This window comes from Salinimicrobium sp. TIG7-5_MAKvit (assembly GCF_049569215.1).
Classification (GTDB): domain Bacteria; phylum Bacteroidota; class Bacteroidia; order Flavobacteriales; family Flavobacteriaceae; genus Salinimicrobium; species Salinimicrobium profundisediminis.
Genome location: NZ_CP145903.1, coordinates 620,103 through 639,614 on the forward strand (window position 1 = coordinate 620,103; position 19,512 = coordinate 639,614).

At 42.6% G+C, this 19,512-nt stretch carries 15 protein-coding genes and 2 rRNA genes; 7 read left to right on the top strand and 10 right to left on the bottom strand.

Annotated elements, in window-relative coordinates; translation table 11 throughout:
* Position 1 precedes the first annotated feature (1 nt).
* Genes V5739_RS02770 through V5739_RS02785 form a run of 4 tightly spaced genes read left to right on the top strand, consistent with a single transcriptional unit; the run spans position 2 to position 4,262 of the window.
* Complete coding sequence (locus tag V5739_RS02770; protein ID WP_423819561.1) at positions 2–748, top strand: DUF4129 domain-containing protein; 747 nt, start codon at positions 2–4, stop codon at positions 746–748.
* Positions 732–1,931 (top strand): DUF4350 domain-containing protein, encoded by a 1,200-nt coding sequence (locus V5739_RS02775; RefSeq protein WP_423819562.1) that lies wholly within the window; start codon positions 732–734, stop codon positions 1,929–1,931. Before V5739_RS02770 ends, V5739_RS02775 begins: the two co-directional genes overlap by 17 nt.
* The gene (locus V5739_RS02780; RefSeq protein WP_423819563.1) at positions 1,932–2,930 is read left to right on the top strand and encodes an AAA family ATPase; all 999 of its coding nucleotides are present in this window, start codon (positions 1,932–1,934) and stop codon (positions 2,928–2,930) included.
* Positions 2,931–4,262 carry a DUF58 domain-containing protein gene (locus V5739_RS02785; RefSeq protein WP_423819564.1) on the top strand — a complete coding sequence of 444 codons (1,332 nt, stop codon included), beginning with the start codon at positions 2,931–2,933 and terminating at the stop codon, positions 4,260–4,262.
* 981 nt (positions 4,263–5,243) lie between these two features.
* Here the strand turns inward: V5739_RS02785 and V5739_RS02790 are convergent.
* The 8 genes from V5739_RS02790 to V5739_RS02825 are packed head-to-tail and all read right to left on the bottom strand — an operon-like array spanning position 5,244 to position 12,247.
* On the bottom strand, positions 5,244–6,557 hold the full coding sequence (locus V5739_RS02790) for a cryptochrome/photolyase family protein (protein ID WP_423819565.1): 1,314 nt from the start codon (positions 6,555–6,557) through the stop codon (positions 5,244–5,246).
* Positions 6,527–7,309, bottom strand: coding sequence for a tryptophan-rich sensory protein (locus V5739_RS02795; RefSeq protein ID WP_423819566.1), 783 nt, complete (start codon positions 7,307–7,309; stop codon positions 6,527–6,529). The genes V5739_RS02790 and V5739_RS02795 overlap by 31 nt, the downstream gene beginning before the upstream one ends.
* Positions 7,306–8,031 carry a lycopene cyclase domain-containing protein gene (locus V5739_RS02800; protein ID WP_423819567.1) on the bottom strand — a complete coding sequence of 242 codons (726 nt, stop codon included), beginning with the start codon at positions 8,029–8,031 and terminating at the stop codon, positions 7,306–7,308. The genes V5739_RS02795 and V5739_RS02800 overlap by 4 nt, the downstream gene beginning before the upstream one ends.
* The gene (locus V5739_RS02805) at positions 8,031–8,498 is read right to left on the bottom strand and encodes a sterol desaturase family protein (RefSeq protein WP_423820434.1); all 468 of its coding nucleotides are present in this window, start codon (positions 8,496–8,498) and stop codon (positions 8,031–8,033) included. The genes V5739_RS02800 and V5739_RS02805 overlap by 1 nt, the downstream gene beginning before the upstream one ends.
* A 41-nt stretch (positions 8,499–8,539) precedes the next feature.
* Positions 8,540–9,019 (bottom strand): hypothetical protein, encoded by a 480-nt coding sequence (locus V5739_RS02810; protein ID WP_423819568.1) that lies wholly within the window; start codon positions 9,017–9,019, stop codon positions 8,540–8,542.
* An 11-nt stretch (positions 9,020–9,030) separates the two neighbouring features.
* On the bottom strand, positions 9,031–9,867 hold the full coding sequence (locus tag V5739_RS02815) for a phytoene/squalene synthase family protein (RefSeq protein ID WP_423819569.1): 837 nt from the start codon (positions 9,865–9,867) through the stop codon (positions 9,031–9,033).
* Positions 9,851–11,347, bottom strand: a complete 1,497-nt coding sequence (locus V5739_RS02820; protein ID WP_423819570.1) for a phytoene desaturase family protein — start codon at positions 11,345–11,347, stop codon at positions 9,851–9,853. The genes V5739_RS02815 and V5739_RS02820 overlap by 17 nt, the downstream gene beginning before the upstream one ends.
* A gap of 3 nt (positions 11,348–11,350) precedes the next feature.
* Positions 11,351–12,247, bottom strand: coding sequence for a MerR family transcriptional regulator (locus V5739_RS02825; protein ID WP_423819571.1), 897 nt, complete (start codon positions 12,245–12,247; stop codon positions 11,351–11,353).
* Positions 12,248–12,444: 197 nt separating this feature from the next.
* Between V5739_RS02825 and V5739_RS02830 the strand changes: the two genes are divergently transcribed.
* From V5739_RS02830 to V5739_RS02840, 3 genes are read left to right on the top strand one after another with little or no spacing between them, the layout of a single operon-like run.
* Positions 12,445–12,663, top strand: a complete 219-nt coding sequence (locus V5739_RS02830; protein WP_423819572.1) for a DUF6095 family protein — start codon at positions 12,445–12,447, stop codon at positions 12,661–12,663.
* 35 nt (positions 12,664–12,698) lie between these two features.
* Positions 12,699–15,062, top strand: a complete 2,364-nt coding sequence (locus V5739_RS02835) for a TonB-dependent receptor (protein ID WP_423819573.1) — start codon at positions 12,699–12,701, stop codon at positions 15,060–15,062.
* A 2-nt stretch (positions 15,063–15,064) separates the two neighbouring features.
* Positions 15,065–15,862 (top strand): DUF4249 domain-containing protein, encoded by a 798-nt coding sequence (locus tag V5739_RS02840; RefSeq protein ID WP_423819574.1) that lies wholly within the window; start codon positions 15,065–15,067, stop codon positions 15,860–15,862.
* 453 nt (positions 15,863–16,315) lie between these two features.
* Here the strand turns inward: V5739_RS02840 and rrf are convergent.
* Together rrf and V5739_RS02850 are read right to left on the bottom strand one after the other, a co-directional pair.
* Positions 16,316–16,424, bottom strand: a 5S ribosomal RNA gene (gene rrf, locus V5739_RS02845).
* A gap of 178 nt (positions 16,425–16,602) precedes the next feature.
* A 23S ribosomal RNA gene (locus tag V5739_RS02850) occupies positions 16,603–19,436 on the bottom strand.
* Positions 19,437–19,512: the final 76 nt, after the last annotated feature.

Below are 19,512 nucleotides of genomic sequence, written 5' to 3' on the forward strand. Positions count from 1 at the left end.
AATGGCAAAATTCTTCCTCATTTTTTTCTTCGGATTTAGTCTTTCGGTATTTGCCGGTGAGGTTGTAATGCCGATGCAAACTGCGGAAGAAGAGCTGGTGCCTTTAGATTTTTCCGAAGAAACCATTGAGAAATTTCAACAAGACCCAGATTATGATTATTCTGAAGTAACGGCCGAAGATAACTGGTGGACAAATTTCAAGCGTTATTTAAGTCTGCAATGGCAGCGGTTCATTGATTGGATCTTTGGAGATTATGAAGCGCCATTCCTGCTCGCTTTTTTCCTGAAGATCCTGCCTTATCTTTTGCTTGGCTTACTGCTGGCTCTTGTGCTCTACCTCTTCACAAAATTAGCTCCCGGAAATAACATTTTTGGAACCCCATCTGGCGGAGAAGTCCATTTTAGTGAAGAAGAAAAGATCATTAAAACGAGGGACATCAGGAAATTAATAGATAAAGCCGTAGCAGCCGAAAATTACCGGCTTGCCATACGCTATCATTTCCTTTACATCCTTCAGCAGTTATCCCGAAAGGAATTAGTGAGCTACGATGCGGCAAAAACCGATGAAGAATATGTACTGGAAATCCAGGATCCACAACTTCAGAATAGATTTAGAAGATTGAACCGGATCTACGATTTTGTGTGGTATGGAGATTTTGCCACCACGGCTACAGATTATCAAAAGATAAGAAAGGAATTTGTTACAACCGAAGAAATAATACAACCTCAGCATGAGCAAAGCCTATAAGATCTCTCTCGCCCTGCTCGTTTTGCTGCTGGTGTTTCTCACCTGGCTGGAAGCGAATGAACCGCAGGAAATTAACTGGAGTCCCAGTTATGCTGCCTTAGATAAAATTCCGCTGGGCACAAAGGTGCTTTTTGAAAACCTCAAACAGCAGGATCTTGACCTGCAGGAAGTCAATATTCCTCCCTATGAATTCCTGAACGACTCTACCATCACCGGAACTTACTTTTTCCTGAACAACAGCCTGGGATTCGATGAACCGGAATTAAAAAGAATACTTGCCTGGGTTGCCAGGGGAAATACCGCATTTTTCATCGCCGAAAATTTCAGCCAGAATCTTCTTGACACTTTAAACCTAAAGATGGAAACCCTGGTACCCAAAAAGGGCATTTCGTCAAAACCTTTTTTGAACCTCAAAGATCCGGCCCTTAAGAGCAATCAGCCTTTTCTCTTTGATAAAGAGATATATCAGGATGTTTTTATCATACCCGATTCCTTACCTAAAGATGTGCTGGGAGTAACGCAGCTTCAGCAAGATTCAGCTAAAATAACTGCTCCAAAAATCAACTTTTTGAGGGATACTGTGGGGAAAGGAATGGTTTATTTACATTCCACACCAAAAGCCTTCAGTAATTACTTCCTGTTACAGGATAATAATGCAGCTTATGCTGAAAAAGTTTTGGCTTATCTTCCCACACAGCAACCTGTATTTTGGGACCACTACTACAAGACCGGGAAATCTTTTTACACCTCTCCCCTGTTTGTGATCCTTAACAGTAAACCATTGCGCTGGGCCTACTATTTTGTAATTATTGGCAGCCTGCTGTTCATCATTTTTGAAGGGAAGCGTAAACAGCGAAGTATTCCTGTCATTAAACCGCTGCAAAATCAAACGCTCGACTTTACACGCACCATCGCCGGATTATACCTGGACCGTGCTGACTATAAAAGTATAGCATCAAAAAAGATTGCCCTATTTTTGGAGTACGTTCGCTCTCAATATCGCGTTGCTACTAACGAAGTAAACCAGGGTTTCTACGATCGCGTAGCGGCCATGAGCGAAAATAGCACCAAAGAAGTTGAAAAATTATGGCAATTTATGGAGAGACTTGAGAAAGAAAACTCGGTATCAAAAGAAGAATTGCTGGAGTTAAACAAGGCCATTTCGGCTTTTAAAAAGAAGTAAATGGAAAACGAAGAAATAAAGAACGACGAGATCACTTTTGAAAACCGTATTCCGCTTGAGGAATTAAAGTCGGCCGTAGAAAGCTTAAAAAAGCAGTTATCGGGAATCATCATTGGGCAGGAAAGGTTTATTGAGCTTCTTATCGTAGCTCTGCTTGCCGATGGTCATGTGCTTATAGAAGGTGTTCCCGGTGTAGCGAAAACCATCACAGCAAAGTTGTTTGCCAAAACCCTCAAAACCGGATTCAGCAGAATACAGTTCACGCCCGATCTTATGCCGAGTGATGTGCTGGGAACTTCGGTGCTTAATTCCAGGACTTCGGACTTTGAATTTAAACCGGGTCCGGTGTTTTCAAACATTGTTCTCATTGATGAAATTAATCGCGCTCCGGCAAAGACCCAGGCGGCACTTTTTGAGGTCATGGAAGAGCGACAGATCACCATAGACGGTAAACAGCACAGTATGCCACCGCCATTCATGGTGATTGCAACTCAAAACCCCATTGAACAGGAAGGAACTTATGCCCTTCCCGAAGCGCAACTGGACAGGTTCCTTTTTAAGATCAATGTAGGTTATCCTTCAATGGAGGAAGAGATTGAGATCTTGCAGTCACATCACGAGCGGCAGGGAGTTTTACCCCAGGAAAAAATTGAAGCCATTCTCGATCCCGAAAAACTCCAGGTGCTGCGTACACAAATCCAGGGGATAAGAATAGAAAAGAAGTTACTTGGTTACATTGCTGAAATTATTAGTAAGACCAGAAACCATCCGCATCTTTACCTTGGGGCTTCGCCACGGGCTTCTATTGCAGTTATGAATGCATCTAAGGCAGTAGCGGCTGTAGATGGAAGGGATTTCGTTATTCCCGAAAATATTAAGAAGGTACTGGAGCCGGTACTTGGGCATCGCATTATTTTGTCTCCCGAACGTGAAATGGAAGGCAGCACCACGGCCGGTGTTATTGATATGATCACTCATTCTGTAGAAATCCCGAGATAATTGGTACATTTCTTCAAGTCACTATATCTACATCAACGGTTCTTTGTGATCGTTTTCACCCTGGCGGCAGGTTTCCTGTTTTCCTATTGGATCCCGTGGCTTTATCCGGTTTTATGGATCCTGGCCATCTTGTTCCTTCTCATTGCCATGGCCGATATTGTCGTCTTGTTCAAAAGCTCCGGAATCACTGCTGAAAGGATCCTTCCCGATAAATTTTCCAACAGCGATGAAAATGCAGTGGAAGTTTTGCTTTGGAATTTATACAGTTTTAAAACCCAGGTTGAAGTTATTGACGAAATCCCCGTACAGTTCCAAAAAAGGGATTTTTCATACCTCACCAAATTACCTTCAGGGATATCAACCTCTTTCAACTATTCCCTGCGACCGGTGGAGCGGGGAGAATATTTCTTCGGAAGTTTAAATGTCTTTGCCTCCACTCCGCTGAAGCTTGTGAAACGTCGGAAGAAATTTGGCAAAGAGCAAATGGTGAAAGTCTACCCTTCTTTCATTCAGATGAAAAAATATGATTTCCTGGCAATAGATCGCAAGATCTCACAACCCGGATTGAAGAAAATAAGGAAGATTGGGCACACCATGGAGTTTGAGCAGATCAAAGACTATGTGGCGGGAGACGATGTGCGCAGCATAAACTGGAAAGCCACTGCAAAACAGGGAGGGCTTATGGTGAACCAGTACCAGGATGAGCGGTCGCAGCCTGTGTATTCTGTGATAGATACAGGCCGTACCATGAAAATGCCTTTTAATCATCTCAAGTTGCTCGATTATGCAATCAACAGCGCCCTGGCATTTTCAAATATTGCTCTAAAGAAAAAAGACAAAGCCGGTTTGATCACATTTTCCAGCAAAATGGAAAAGATACTCCCTGCAAGTTCCAAAAAAGCACATTTGAACCTGCTGTTAGAATCCCTCTACAAGGTTAACACACAGTACCGGGATTCAGATTTTGGTCTTTTGTACACCCATTTAAACCGAAGACTTGCACAGAGAAGTCTACTCCTGCTATACACAAATTTTGAACATCTAAGCGCCCTGCACCGGCAAATGCCCTACCTGTTGGCTTTATCAAAAAAGCACCTGCTTGTGGTCATTTTTTTCGAAAATACTGAACTGGAAAATTTCATCTCTTCCAATGCCGAAAAAGTGCCGGACATTTTTAATCAAACCATTGCTGAACAGTTTAGCTACGACAAACGATTGATGGCAAAGGAGCTTCAAAAACACGGAATCCAAACCATACTCACGCGTCCCGAAGATCTAACGGTGAACACTATCAATCAATATCTGGAGATCAAGAAAAGGGGAATCTTATAGGTTTTTCGAGAGGTAAGAAGGAAGAGGTAAGAATTGAGATTTTTGGTTTTCATAGAAAAAGAATGTCTTCATCATATGTAATCCGATCGCCAATCATATCCTGTACCTACGGCACAGAGAGTTTCCATCTCGTTTCTTTACCCACGGTTCGTCCCTACGGGACGTAGAATTTATTGAGGTAATTTTTTAGCTATGAACATTCTGTCCTACTGTGAACAAATTATCACCATTTTTTTGTCCCGTTAGGGACAACATATCTGTAGAATTAATATAAAAAACAAACCGTGCCTTTAGGTACGGAATATAAGATTCGAAAAAAATTTCAACACCGGAAGCAATATTGGCTGGCCTCCAATCATATCCTGTACCTACGGCACAGAGAGTTTCCATCTCGTTTCTTTACCCACAGCTCGTCCCTACGGGACGTAGATTTTTTTGATGAAATTTTTTAGCTATGAACGTTTGTCGCACTATAATCAAATTATCATTATTTTTTTTGTCCCGTTAGGGACAGCATATCGGTAGAATTTAAATAAAAACAATCCGTGCCTTTAGGTACGGGATATAGATTCGTAAAAAAATTGTAACACCGAAAGCAATATTGGCTGGCCTCCAATCATATCCTGTACCTACGGCACAGAGAGTTTCCATGTCGTTTCTTTACCTACAGTTCGTCCCTACGGGACGTAGAATTCATCAAAATTTTTTTCCGCTATCCAAGTTGTGTCCCATGAGACTAAATTATCCTCAAATTTATTGTCGCGTTAGGGACAACATATCGGTAGAATTAAGGTAAAAAAACAAAGCATACCTTTAGGTACGGAATATAAGAATCATAAAAAATTGCAACATCAAAAGCAATGTTGGCTGGCCTCCAATCATATCCTGTACCTACGGCACAGAGAGTTTCCATGTCGTTTCTTTACCCACAGTTCGTCCCTAAGGGACGTAAAATAGACATCTGAGGCACCTATAACCTATCTAATTCAGAGACTTCTTATAGGTTTCCAGCGCTCTTGCCCTGGCAAATTTGTGGTCAACAATAGGCTCGAGGTAACCGGCTCTAAAATCTTTGATCCAGGTTTTCACGTATTCGAGTTTAGGATCGAATTTCTTCAGTTGTGATTCGGGGTTAAATATTCGGAAATAAGGAGCAGCATCACAACCGGTACCAGCAGCCCACTGCCAGTTCCCATTATTAGAAGCCAGTTCGTAATCCAGAAGTTTTTCAGCAAAATAAGCCTCCCCCCAGCGCCAGTCTATCAACAAGTGCTTACACAGGAAACCTGCAACCACCATACGGACCCGATTATGCATCCACCCGGTTTCATTTAATTGGCGCATGCCGGCATCTACAAGAGGATAGCCTGTTTCTCCCCTGCACCACAAATCAAATCCCTTTTCATTGTTTTGCCACTGGATGCGGTCGTACTTTCTTCGGAAGTTATGATGCTCTACATGAGGAAAATGATAAAGGATCATCATGAAAAATTCCCGCCAGATGAGTTCGTTAAGCCAGGTTTCATTTTGTAGTAGCGCCTTTTTGACAAGGTGACGAACACTTACAGCCCCAAACCTTAAATGAACTCCAGCCTTGCTGGTACCATCAATGTAAGGCAGGTCCCGATTCTTGTGGTATTGTTTTATTAATTCTTCAGAAAGATCTGCTTCGGCAACTTCAGGATCTATAGTCTCAAACCCGATTTCAGCTAAAGAAACGATTGGTTTATTTGGCCTTTTTAGCAGGTTAGACAAAAAATCTTCCGAAGGAAAATCTGGAACAGCATTTTGGTACAGCTGTTCTTTCCATTTTTTTGAATAGGGCGTAAAAACGGTATAAGGAGTGCCATCGGGTTTAAGAACTTCATCCTTTTCAAATACCACCTGATCTTTATAGCTATGAAATTCAACTCCATGAACTAATAAAAATTCAGAAACTTCTTTATCTCTTGTGCGGGCATAGGGTTCATAATCATGATTAATGAATACTTCCTGAACAGGGTACTCAAAAATGAGCTTTTCAAATGCCTTTTTTGGCAGGTCATGAAGCACAAGTAATGAAGCCCCGAATTGAGATAATTCAGCATTTATCTTCTCCAGCTGGCGATAAATAAAATTAACCCGCCGGTCTTTTTTGTTTGAAAGCGTATTAAGAATGGCAGGATCAAAAATAAAGATAACCTGCACAGGGCGGCCACTGTTGAGAGCGTGGTAGAGTGCAGTATTGTCAAAGAGCCGCAAATCTCGTCGCAGCCAGCAAATCGCTATGCCTTCTTCTCCTTCATTTTTTGCCATGGTGAGTATTTTCTATTCTTATATCCGTGGATGTTACTGCTGATAAAAAGTACGACAGCGGCTGCAATAGCTGTATAAAAAATAAGATTTTCATCCCCTTTATTAGCCACTCCCACAGCGACCAGCCCCCAAACACCAACCAGCGCAAATTCTCTCATATTTCGTATCCAGGTAATTAAGAGGTTTATAATAGTAGCAACAGCAATCATGATCAAGGTCCATAATACTTCTGAAATTCCGAAGCCATTCCAGCCAATGTCGGTAAGATATGCAGCAGTATTTGCTATTAATGCTACGGTGATCCATCCTGAATAGAGCGAAAAAGGCCACCAAACAAAAGCAATCTCAGATACCGGCTTGTCGTCGAGCTCCATCCTGGTTTTGAAAACAATGATTAAAAGAGAAATAAGCAGTAGCGACATTACCAGTACCGAAAGTGCTGTGAGATGGTTTAGCCACGCAAATATCCAGCTCATGTTAAGGAGGCAGGTGATCACAAACCACCAGCCGATTGTGGCTGCTATTTTCCTGCCGCGCGAAGAGACGATATGATAGGTTACAAAGCCTGCCAGCCCTAAATAGATCAAGCCCCAGATGGAAAAAGCATATCCTGCAGGAGTGAAAAGGTTCTCATATTCGGCAGAAACAGATCCCATGGTTTCACCGTTGATTGCCCCGGTGTTAGACAGGTAGTTTAAGGCTACCATGAGGAGAAATGCAATAATATTTGCTATCTGGATGGTTTTTTTCATAATAATAATGTGGTTTTTAAATTGGAGGCTGCAACGGCTTTTTTGCGATTTAAAAGATATCTGTAGATAAGAAGGTTCATCAGGATCAATTCGGCACCATAAAAAGCATCTTCTACAGGAATGGTCCCAACGCGAAAATTCATAAATTCTTCAGCATTGTACCACACAACCGGTTCTTCAATCCAGCTTCCAGTAAGCACCCCATTGACGAGAAAAAAAGGAACTAACAACACTCCATAAATCATATAGAACCTTGTTAACCATCCAATTTTCAAAACAAACTGCGCGTATAAAAGCAGCAAAGCGAAACTGATAAAGGTAGTTGCCGTGTATACTCTTTGGAAGTAAATAATTCCAAAGATGAATAAAAATGCCACCAGGCAAAGCGTGATGATTTTTTGCATTTTTGGGCCTCCCAATTTGTCGAGGAAGAGATCCAGGCAGTGAAATGTAAAGACGCAGGCATAAGGGATGCAGAAAAAGAAAAGTACCTCTTCTACAGGAAGGTTCCCTACTTTAATACCTGTAAGGTAGCGTTCATTAAAGCCCCAAACGCCCATTTGGGTAAATAACATATCCCACAGCACGAAGGCTAGTCCCGTAAGAAAAACCGCCGGAAAGAAGGCGCCCCAGGTCTTATGAAACTTCAGTTTAGGATGAAAGGAAAACAGGAACGGAACAATTATCGTAAAAAAGTTAACCAGCAGATAAGTGTATTGCATCAGGCAGTTTTTCTTTGTTCCCTAAAATATTTCATTGGCACCCACAGCATTCCGAAGCATTCCCCATCCTCTTTACCTATGTGTTTATGATGCATTTTATGGGCCCGGCGAATGGCTTTAAAATAGGGATTGTCTGCCTTGCGCAACACTTTAAATCGCTGATGAATAAAGATGTCATGAACAAAAAAGTACGCCATCCCGTAAAGTGTAATTCCCAGGCCTATCCAGAAAAGGAAATTATAACCGGCTTCCATACCCAGGTAAAGGCATACAATGCCGGGAACCGCAAAAATGAGGAAAAAGAAATCGTTGTGTTCAAAAAAACCTTTTGACTCTTTTTTGTGGTGGTCTTTGTGTAAAGTCCATAGCAGCCCGTGCATGATATATTTATGGGTAAACCACGCAACACCTTCCATAGCAATAAAAGAGGCAAGGACTATAAGAAAATTTATTGCAATTGTTTCCATCATAATTTTTTAGTAGTTCCAATTTTCTGAATTTCAACCGGCTAATCCAATTTTTCTTTTTCTGAAGTTGTAAGACCTTTTGAAGTTTTGAGGTACTTCAGGATCATGTTTTGAAGTACAGGATCTTTAATATTTCCCACCCCATTGAGCAACAAGCGCTTGTCTTCATCCAGGTTATCTCTATACCCCAAAAAACCCGGAGCTTCGGCCTGTACGGCAAACCTCAGGAAGCGCAGTTCAAGATTATTTTTATCGGCTGAAATTGCGGTGCCCAGAATGTCTTTCCCTTTATTAAAGTGCGACATCTTTTTAAACGGATTGCCTACATGCTTGGCCATCATCATATGTCCCGCTGCTTTATACCCCATCATCACAGGATTTGTAAAAGTATTTGCTTCTGAAATTTTCAAAAGACGTTCTGCTGCCTCCTCATTTTCTACAGCACGGTCATACAACATTCTTGCTTCTGAAAGATTCATATCCTGAGCGAACATTCCACCAGTCATCAGCAAAAAAATCATTATAATATTTTTCAAACCATTCTCATTTTGCATTCTAACAAACTATTGATCATCAAGCCCACTTTCCTGCCATTATTTACTCTAATCCTGCCTGATAATACACGCTTTGCCGGCAATCTCTTGATCTTTTTAAATAAGGACTGATAGTAAACATATGCCAGGTAAACGCCACCTTTTGAAGAAGCAGGAAGCATCTTTATTCCCTGCAAGGCAATGCTAAAATCTTCTTCAATCTCCTGTTCGATTTGCTTTTTAGCCTCCCCCGAAAAGTTTTCCATATCAACCCCGGGAAAATAAGTTCTTCCCAAAACATGGTAGTCATCTTTCAGGTCTCTAAGAAAATTTACTTTTTGAAAGGCAGCACCAAGTTTCATTGCATAGGGTTTAAGTTCTGTAAACATTTTTTTGTCTCCGCCGGTAAAAACGTGCAGGCACATGAGACCTACCACTTCGGCAGAACCTAAAATGTACTGCTGATATTTTTCATCGGTATAATCCACTTTTTGAAGGTCCATTTCCATGCTCTGCAAAAATGTATCGATAAGCTGCGTATCTATGTCGTACTCATGCACCACCTCCTGAAAAGAATTCAGGATAGGATTTGCAGAGATCTTTAACTCGAGAGCTTCATAAGTATCTTCACGAAATTTTTTAAGCAGGTATTCCTGGTCATATCCTTCAAAACTGTCAACAATCTCATCGGCAACCCTTACAAATCCGTAGATAGAATAAATTGGATCACGCAGCCGGTCATGCAAAAAATAGATTCCCAGCGAAAAACTGGTACTATAGGAGCGTGTAGTGAGCCGGCTTACCTGTACCGACAAATCATCAAACAGTGACTTCATACTTCTTCTTTTTTAATTCCTTAATAACTTGTTCTGCCGCGATCTTGCCCGAGATGAGCGATGGAGGCACTCCCGGCCCGGGAACGGTAAGTTGCCCTGTATAAAATAGGTTCCGGAGTTTTTTGTTCCTTATTTTCGGCTTTAAAATGGCAGTTTGTTGCAGGGTGTTTGCCAGCCCGTAAGCATTCCCTTTGTAGGAGTTGTAATCTTCAATAAAATCGGAGACACAATAACTCTCCTTATAATCTATCTTTCCGGAAATTTTTCGCCCTATTTGTTTTTCTAATCTCTTGATCATGATTTGAAAGAACTTTTCCCTGGTTGGTTCTTCATCCTTTAATCCCGGCGCCAGAGGCATAAGTAAGAAAAGGTTTTCATGGCCTTCGGGAGCTACGCTGTCATCAGTTCTTGAGGGACAGCACACATAAAATAAAGGTTTTTTTGGCCAGTTAGGCTCTTTGTAGATTTCAACTGAATGGTCAAAAAGATCTTCATCAAAAAAGAGGGTATGATGCTCCAGCTCAAGAATTCTTTCGGAAACTCCCAAATAATAAATAAGACAGGACGGCGCAAAGGTTTTATTTTCCCAGTACTTTTCGCTGTAATTCTGATGTTCCTTCTGAAGTAATTTCTCCTCAACATGGTGATAATCGGCAGCTGCCACAACTGCATCAAACTCAATTTCTTCGCCGTGTACTTTTAGGCTTTTCACGCTTTTATCAGTTGCGATGATCTGCTCTACGGGTGCATCAAGATAAATTTGCACTCCCTGGGCTTTAGCAACTTTGACCATTGCTTTGATCACACTTCCAAACCCACCCTGCGGATACCAGGTACCCAGCTTGAGCCCTGCATAATTCATAAGGCTGTAAAGGGCCGGCGTATCCTGAGGCATAGCGCCCAGGAATAACACAGGAAATTCCATAAGAGCGATCAGCTTTGGATCTTTAAAATATTTGCGCACGTGTTTACTAAAAGAGGAAAACACCTGCAGTCGCATAGCACCTTTTATAAGATCAAGGTCTACAAACTCGGTAAGGGAAATACCCGGCATATACACCAGTCTCTCCATGCCCTGCTCATATTTATACTGGGCCTCTTCCATGAATTTATCGAGTTTGGCGGCACTTCCTACTTCAATACTCTCGAAAAGCTCCCGTAACAGATCGTAATTTTCGGGTATGCTCAATTTTTCATTCTGCGGAAATACCACCTCAAAAGAAGGGTCTAAAAGGTCAAGTTTATAGAGATCCTGCACTTTGTACCCAAAGTCGCCGAAGAATTTTTCAAACACATCGGGCATCCAGTACCAGCTTGGTCCCATATCGAAAGTATAACCGCTGGAAGTCTTTAGCTGCCTGGCTCTTCCGCCTGCACTGCTGTTCTTTTCAAACAAGTGCACTTCGTGACCTGCTGCCCCAAGATAAGAAGCTGCACTAAGTCCAGAAAAACCTGCTCCTATAATTGCTATTTTTGACATCTTTTAGGCTACTTTAATTTGTTTTAGTTCACGTTGCAGGTCTTCAACTTTTGCAATTTTCACCAGGTTATCACGGGTCGAAATTTCTTCGGAATCTGTTCCCCTGCCTGCCACAAAAATCTTTCTTTGCCCAGCCACCTGCTGGAGTTCTTCTAGGTATTCTTCAATATATTCAGGTAAATTACACCTAACCATAAAAAACAGCAGGTTCTCAATATGAAGATCATTAATGCATTTCTCTACTGAAGCCAAAGGCACATTTGCCCCCAGGTAAATCACATTTCTGCCTCTGCTCCTCAATAAAAAGTTAGAAAACAGAAGCCCAAGTTCATGAAATTCATCTTCTGGTAAAAACAGCAACCAGTTTTCTCCCGTTTCCGAAGTGGGCGGCATAGAATCTATTGCGGTAAACATTTTTTGTCGCAAGAGATTAGAAATAAAATGCTCCTGGGAAGGAGGAATATCATCTACAGACCACATAAGTCCAACCCGGTCTAACAAGGGGCAAATAATTTCCATATACATTTTCTCAAGGCCAAACTTTAAAAGGCAGTGAGAAAATACCTTTTCGAAGTTGGCCTCGTCATAGCTCATCCCGGCAGCAATAAGCTGGTTGATGAAATACTGATAATCATTCTCTACGCCGGCCTCTTTTTCATACTCCATTCTCATCCGGAAAAGCTCTTCATCGCTTAGAGCACAGAGTTTGGAGATTTTATTTCCGGTAGGTAATAAAGCTACTATATTAAGGAGCCTTCGCAACTGCGCACCGTCATAGTAGCGCGTATTCCCTTCAGATCGGTGAGGGTTAAGCGCATTATAGCGCTTCTCCCAAATACGAATCGTATGAGGTTTTATTCCTGAAAACTGGGAAAGCTGACTTATGGAGAATTGATCCATTGTTTAAATATTTTAACCCAAATTTAAACATAAAATGTTTTGATATATGTTAATACTGGATTAATATTACCAAAAAATATTTGTACACCCGGCAGCAACAAAAACTTGCATCGATCTAAATATATGAAAATAAGCCTTTTGAAAGGAGCAGAGTAATTAAAAGAAATTTTGTAAAGGAATAATTATCTTTGAGAAATATGAAACATACCAATAAAAGCCTGTTGCTAAAAGGCCTTAAATTTCTCGCCGGTGCACTACCTCTAAGCTTTGTGGGGCCTGTAGTACTCTTTAGTTCCTTTAAAAACACAGATAACCCCTGGTTTCTTCCGGTTCTTATTTTTGCATTGATTGCTATGGCCGCAGCCATTTACCTCATGTTTAAGGGAATAAACACAGTAATGAAAGCGCTGTTTTGATTAGGTGTCAAAAATGACAATTTAAAAACACTTTCTTGAAAAAATTAATCTTCTTCTCTTTGCTCCTCTCCTGCATTTCGTTGTGGGCACAGGAAACCCTTGTGATTAATGGTGTGGTAAAAGATGCCCAGAACAACGAGACCCTGGCCGGGGTAAATATCCTTTTCCCTGAACTACAAACGGGAACCGTGACCAATGACTACGGATTTTATTCCATAAAGGTTCCTGCAGGTACCCATAGAATGGAGGTGTCTTACCTGGGATACCAGTCGGTTTCACAAAGGATAGATGTGCAGAACGACATGAAACTGAACTTTCAGCTAAGTACGGCGGCGCAGGACCTGGAAGAGGTGGTGATCACCGATGACAGTGAACGGCTTAACATAAGAAAGCCCGAAATGAGTGTAAATAAGCTTGAAATCGCTACTATACAGAAGCAACCTGTAGTTTTTGGGGAGGTAGATATCGTTAAATCCCTGCTTTTACTTCCCGGAGTTTCAAATGCGGGAGAGGGTTCTTCAGGTTTTAACGTACGCGGCGGTGCAGCCGATCAAAATCTTATTTTGCTCGATGAAGCCACTATCTATAACTCCAGTCACCTGTTTGGATTGTTTTCGGTATTTAATCCCGATGCCATAAAGAACCTGAAACTTTATAAAGGAGGTATACCCGCAAATTACGGCGGAAGGGTATCTTCTGTCCTCGATATTTATCAAAAAGACGGCAACAGCCGTGAATTTGAGGCTAATGGAGGAATTGGACTCATTTCAAGTCGATTGCTGGCGCAAGGACCAATTGAGAAGGAAAAAAGTTCTTTTTTAATTGGAGGCCGAAGTTCATACGCTCACCTATTTTTAAAACTAACTGATAATGAGAATTCTGCGTATTTCTATGATTTCAATACCAAGCTGACTTTTAGGCTCGATCAAAGAAACACTATTTTATTTTCGGGTTACTTCGGGAGGGATGTGTTTAATTTGAGCGACAGTTTTAAAAACATTTACGGGAATTCAGTTTTCAACCTTAGATGGAATCGGGTTTTAAAAGATAATATCTTCAGCAATCTTTCTCTCATATACAGCGATTATTACTACGGTCTCACCTTAGATTTTGTGGGATTTAACTGGAACAGCGGGATAAAGAACTTCAATTTCAAATATGATCTCGACCATTATCTCAACAGGAACCTGAGCCTGGACTACGGTATTCATTCTACCTGGTATGAGTTTAACCCGGGAGAAATAGAACCCAATTCGGCTTCTTCAGGAATTATTCCGAGAGAACTTATTAAAAAATACGCTTTAGAATCGGCTGTATATTTATCGGTTGAACATACAATTTCCGAAAAACTTTCCGCAGAATATGGTATTAGGTACAGCAACTTTTTGAGAATGGGACAGGAGGAGCTCAACCTTTATGATGAAAGTCCGGTGACCTACAACCAGCGGTTTGGGATTTATCAGCAAGCCGATCCTGTAGGCGTAAAGACTTCAGAAAAAAATGAGGTGGAGCGCTCTTTTGGAAATTTTGAACCCCGGCTTGCCCTGGCCTATACTTTTGCTGAAGATCAAAGCGTGAAGCTTAGTTACAACAGGATGACCCAGTACGTGCACCTTATAACCAATACCAGTTCTCCTACGCCGCTAGATGTGTGGACGCCAAGTGGTAAATATATCGAACCCCAATCCCTTGACCAGGTAGCAGCAGGATATTACAGAAATTTTGCTAATGATGAATATTCGCTTGAAATTGAAGGCTATTATAAAACTCTGCGAGACCGACTTGATTACATAGACGGTGCAAACCTTATTGCGAATGATGCTATAGAACAGGTGATTTTACCTGGAGAAGCCCGGGCTTATGGCGCAGAATTACTGCTGAAAAAAAATAAAGGAAAGTTCACCGGATGGCTTGCCTATACTTTATCAAAATCTGAACAGCGCACTCCCGGAAGAACACCTATAGAGCCCGGAATCAATAATTCGGAGTGGTACGCCACCGCTTACGATAAGACGCATGATATTTCATTAACTGCTACTTATGAGGTGAGTCAAAAATGGGATTTTAGCGCCAACTTTATTTACCAAACAGGTCTTCCCACAACTTATCCTACCGGGCAGTATGTTTTTGAAAACATGACGATCCCTGTATATGCGGACCGAAATAGTAATAGACTTCCTGATTATCACAGGCTAGATATTTCAGCTACTTACACCCCTAAAAAGAGATCGGAAAAAGCTTATAGTTCTTCATGGAATTTTGGACTCTACAACGTATATGCGCGTAAAAATGCGGTTTCGATTAACTTTAGGGAGAACGATGACACCTCGGTCAATGAAGCTGTAAAACTTTCGCTTTTTGGCATAGTGCCCTCTGTGACCTACAATTTTAAATTTTGACAATGAAAAAAATTGGGTTTTTACTGCTGTTTATGATGCTCATCTCATGTGAAGAGGTGATAGATGTTGATTTGGAAGAAGCTGAACCACGACTCGTCATTGAAGCCTCTCTGGTGTGGAATAATGAAGAAGAAACCAATATACAGAGTATTAAACTTACTACAACGGCACCTTATTTTGATGACGAAGTACCACCGGTAACCGGCGCCAGTGTTAAGGTTACTTCGGAAACAGGCCAGGAATACCTTTTTGAAGAGGTAAGCGAGGGAATTTACCAAAACGACGATATCACCCCTGAAGAGAATATTACCTACCAGCTAGAGGTGATCTATGAAAACGAAGTCTATACTGCCACAGAAGAGTATTACACCACTCCCGATCTGCTTTTCGTCGAACAGGAACTGGGTGGGTTTTCAGGAGATGAATTTGAGTTTAAAGTATTTTATGAAGATCCTGCAGATGCAAAGAATTTCTATTTTTTTAGATACCTAAACGAGCAATATTCACTTCAAATATATAACGACGAATTCACGAATGGCAACCAGACTTTTGCATTTTTTAGTGACGAAGATGCAGAAGAAGGTGATTTAGTGCTGTTCGAAATCCAGGGAATCTCCGACAGGTTTTACGATTACATGTTCATACTGCGTTCTCAGGCTGGCACTTCGAATGGCGGTCCTTTTCAGACTCAGCCCAGCATTGTGAGAGGAAACATTGTAAATCAGACCAATCCTGAAAATTTTCCTTTCGGATATTTCAGGCTTTCTGAAGTTGACGTTCTCACTTTTGAAGTGAAATAGTAATACGTTAAATTCTGCTGAGTTCTGTTATATTACCTGAAGTAAATTTTGAGGAAAGAATACCCTCCCCGTTCTTCGGACTTCCCCTCCCTGGAAGGGAGGGCGCTTAGATTCGGTTTCAAATGTGACTTCACGTTTTGTCAGTTGCCCTCCTCTCTGAGGAGGGCTGGCCACAGGCCGGGGTGAGGCATGTTTTCTGAAAGTTGTTTTGGTTAACCCGGCGCGGATTACAAATCCGCGCCAGCCACATTTCGGAAGCGAGACCCTCCCCGTCCTTCGGACTTCCCCTTCCTGGAAGGGAGGGGTTCTGAGATTTGGTTCCAGATTAAGCTTTTCTACTGCAATCCCCTCCTGCCTAATCCCCAAGTTTTGATCATGATCCGTAACCACAGGCCATGCTGATTTTAGGGCATAAAAAAACCCTTCATCAAATAAATGATGAAGGGTTTAAAAGAAAGGCGGCGACATACTCTCCCACAAATAGCAGTACCATCTGCGCTAACGGGCTTAACTTCTCTGTTCGGAATGGGAAGAGGTGAGCCCCGTTGCTATAACCACCTTAAATCGTTGAGTAGTAATGAGATTTTAGTAGTGAGTAGTGAGATAAAAAATCTCAATACTCAATTCTCAATACTAACATCTAATGAGTTGACATAGTTGGAAAATAATAATATAAGAAAACACTTTGAGCAGTATATTAAGCTTTAGGTTATCCTCCCCGGCCCTTGCAGGCCGGGAAGCGCACTAAGCTATACGGATTATTAGTATCACTCGGCTATGACATTACTGCCTTTACACCTGTGACCTATCAACGTGGTAGTCTCCCACGATCCTTTAAAGAAATCTCATCTTGTGGTGGGTTTCGCGCTTATATGCTTTCAGCGCTTATCCCTTCCCAACGTAGCTACCCAGCAGTGCTCCTGGCGGAACAACTGGTACACCAGAGGTTGGTCCAACTCGGTCCTCTCGTACTAGAGTCAGATCCACTCAAATTTCTAACGCCCACTGTAGATAGAGACCGAACTGTCTCACGACGTTCTGAACCCAGCTCGCGTGCCACTTTAATGGGCGAACAGCCCAACCCTTGGGACCTTCTCCAGCCCCAGGATGTGACGAGCCGACATCGAGGTGCCAAACCCCCCCGTCGATGTGAGCTCTTGGGGGAGATCAGCCTGTTATCCCCGGAGTACCTTTTATCCTTTGAGCGATGGCCCTTCCATGCGGAACCACCGGATCACTATGCTCTACTTTCGTACCTGATCGACCTGTATGTCTCTCAGTCAAGCTCCCTTATGCCATTGCACTCTACGCACGGTTACCAAGCGTGCTGAGGGAACCTTTAGAAGCCTCCGTTACTCTTTTGGAGGCGACCACCCCAGTCAAACTACCCACCAAGCACTGTCCTTCCAATGGAAGTTAGGCTTCAAACAAGTAAAGGGTGGTATTTCAACAATGACTCCACGATACCTGGCGATACCGCTTCAATGTCTCCCACCTATCCTACACATCACTTGTCCAAAGTCAATACTAAGCTATAGTAAAGGTTCACGGGGTCTTTTCGTCCCACAGCGGGTAATCGGCATCTTCACCGATACTACAATTTCACCGAGCTCATGGCTGAGACAGTGTCCAGATCGTTGCACCATTCGTGCAGGTCGGAACTTACCCGACAAGGAATTTCGCTACCTTAGGACCGTTATAGTTACGGCCGCCGTTTACTGGGGCTTCAATTCAATGCTTCGCCGAAGCTAACATCTCCTCTTAACCTTCCAGCACCGGGCAGGTGTCAGACCCTATACATCATCTTTCGATTTAGCAGAGTCCTGTGTTTTTGATAAACAGTCGCCTGGACCTTTTCACTGCGGCCCCACCGGAGTGGGGCGACCTTTCTCCCGAAGTTACAGGTCAATTTTGCCTAGTTCCTTAGCCATGAATCTCTCGAGCACCTTAGAATTCTCATCCCAACTACCTGTGTCGGTTTGCGGTACGGGCTGCTTTTGCTCGCTTTTCTTGGAAGTCGATATTCAGGATTATCACCGCCGCCGAAGCTTGGGTGTACTATCGGGGTGTTACCACTCCCTTCAACGCACTATTCCGTCAGTGCGCACCTAATTCTCGCCTCCGTCACTTTTAACGCAAAGCAGGTACCAGAATATTAACTGGTTGTCCATCGACTACCCCTTTCGGGTTCGCCTTAGGCCCCGACTAACCCTCAGCTGATTAGCATAGCTGAGGAAACCTTAGTCTTTCGGTGTGCGGGTTTCTCGCCCGCATTATCGTTACTTATGCCTACATTTTCTTTTGTAACCGCTCCAGCATACCTCGCAGTACACCTTCTACGCTGTTACAATGCTCCCCTACCACTCTATACTATTGTATAAAATCCATAGCTTCGGTAGTATGTTTATGCCCGATTATTATCCATGCCGAACCGCTCGACTAGTGAGCTGTTACGCACTCTTTAAATGAATGGCTGCTTCCAAGCCAACATCCTAGCTGTCTAAGCAGTTCAACCGCGTTTTTTCAACTTAACATACATTTGGGGACCTTAGCTGATGGTCTGGGTTCTTTCCCTCTCGGACATGGACCTTAGCACCCATGCCCTCACTGATTAACATCATTTTATAGCATTCGGAGTTTGTCAGGAATTGGTAGGCGGTGAAGCCCCCGCATCCAATCAGTAGCTCTACCTCTATAAAACTAATTAATCGCTGCACCTAAATGCATTTCGGGGAGTACGAGCTATTTCCGAGTTTGATTGGCCTTTCACCCCTACCCTCAGGTCATCCCAAGACTTTTCAACGTCAACGGGTTCGGTCCTCCACTATGTGTTACCACAGCTTCAACCTGCCCAAGGGTAGATCACACGGTTTCGCGTCTAACACTACCAACTAAAGCGCCCTATTCAGACTCGCTTTCGCTACGGCTCCAGGGCTTAACCCCTTAACCTCGCTGGCAACGTTAACTCGTAGGCTCATTATGCAAAAGGCACGCCGTCACCCCCTAAAGGGCTCCGACCGCTTGTAAGCGTATGGTTTCAGGATCTATTTCACTCCGTTATTCACGGTTCTTTTCACCTTTCCCTCACGGTACTGGTTCACTATCGGTCTCTCAGGAGTATTTAGCCTTAGCGGATGGTCCCGCCAAATTCATACAGGGTTTCTCGTGCCCCGCACTACTCAGGATACCACTATGGTTTATGTTCATTACTTATACCGGGCTATCACCGTCTATGGCCACTCTTTCCAAAGTGTTCTAATTCTGTTCACAACCAATGTCGTGGTCCTACAACCCCGGTAAGTCCGTAAACTTACCGGTTTGGGCTAATGCGCGTTCGCTCGCCACTACTAGCGCAATCACTATTGTTTTCTTCTCCTCCGGGTACTTAGATGTTTCAGTTCTCCGGGTTCGCCTCCTTGCGGATACTTAACCTTCAGTTAAGTGGGTTGCCCCATTCGGATATCTGCGGATCAACCTGTATGTGCCAGTCCCCGCAGCTTTTCGCAGCTTATCACGTCCTTCATCGCCTCTGAGAGCCTAGGCATTCCCCATACGCCCTTATTTAGCTTATGTGCTTTTACCTAATATGCTCTTTTAAAAGTTATGAGTTAAGAGTTCAGAATTATAAATAACTCCTATTCTTACTTCAA

Excerpts from the sequence above, each read along its gene's own strand:
- V5739_RS02770 (WP_423819561.1), top strand. The coding sequence starts at position 2 with ATGGCAAAATTCTTCCTCATTTTTTTCTTCGGATTTAGTCTTTCGGTA.
- V5739_RS02775 (WP_423819562.1), top strand. The coding sequence starts at position 732 with ATGAGCAAAGCCTATAAGATCTCTCTCGCCCTGCTCGTTTTGCTGCTG.
- V5739_RS02780 (WP_423819563.1), top strand. The coding sequence starts at position 1,932 with ATGGAAAACGAAGAAATAAAGAACGACGAGATCACTTTTGAAAACCGT.
- V5739_RS02790 (WP_423819565.1), bottom strand. The coding sequence starts at position 6,557 with ATGGCAAAAAATGAAGGAGAAGAAGGCATAGCGATTTGCTGGCTGCGA.
- V5739_RS02795 (WP_423819566.1), bottom strand. The coding sequence starts at position 7,309 with ATGAAAAAAACCATCCAGATAGCAAATATTATTGCATTTCTCCTCATG.
- V5739_RS02800 (WP_423819567.1), bottom strand. The coding sequence starts at position 8,031 with ATGCAATACACTTATCTGCTGGTTAACTTTTTTACGATAATTGTTCCG.
- V5739_RS02805 (WP_423820434.1), bottom strand. The coding sequence starts at position 8,498 with ATGGAAACAATTGCAATAAATTTTCTTATAGTCCTTGCCTCTTTTATT.
- V5739_RS02810 (WP_423819568.1), bottom strand. The coding sequence starts at position 9,019 with ATGATTTTTTTGCTGATGACTGGTGGAATGTTCGCTCAGGATATGAAT.
- V5739_RS02815 (WP_423819569.1), bottom strand. The coding sequence starts at position 9,867 with ATGAAGTCACTGTTTGATGATTTGTCGGTACAGGTAAGCCGGCTCACT.
- V5739_RS02820 (WP_423819570.1), bottom strand. The coding sequence starts at position 11,347 with ATGTCAAAAATAGCAATTATAGGAGCAGGTTTTTCTGGACTTAGTGCA.
- V5739_RS02825 (WP_423819571.1), bottom strand. The coding sequence starts at position 12,247 with ATGGATCAATTCTCCATAAGTCAGCTTTCCCAGTTTTCAGGAATAAAA.
- V5739_RS02830 (WP_423819572.1), top strand. The coding sequence starts at position 12,445 with ATGAAACATACCAATAAAAGCCTGTTGCTAAAAGGCCTTAAATTTCTC.
- V5739_RS02840 (WP_423819574.1), top strand. The coding sequence starts at position 15,065 with ATGAAAAAAATTGGGTTTTTACTGCTGTTTATGATGCTCATCTCATGT.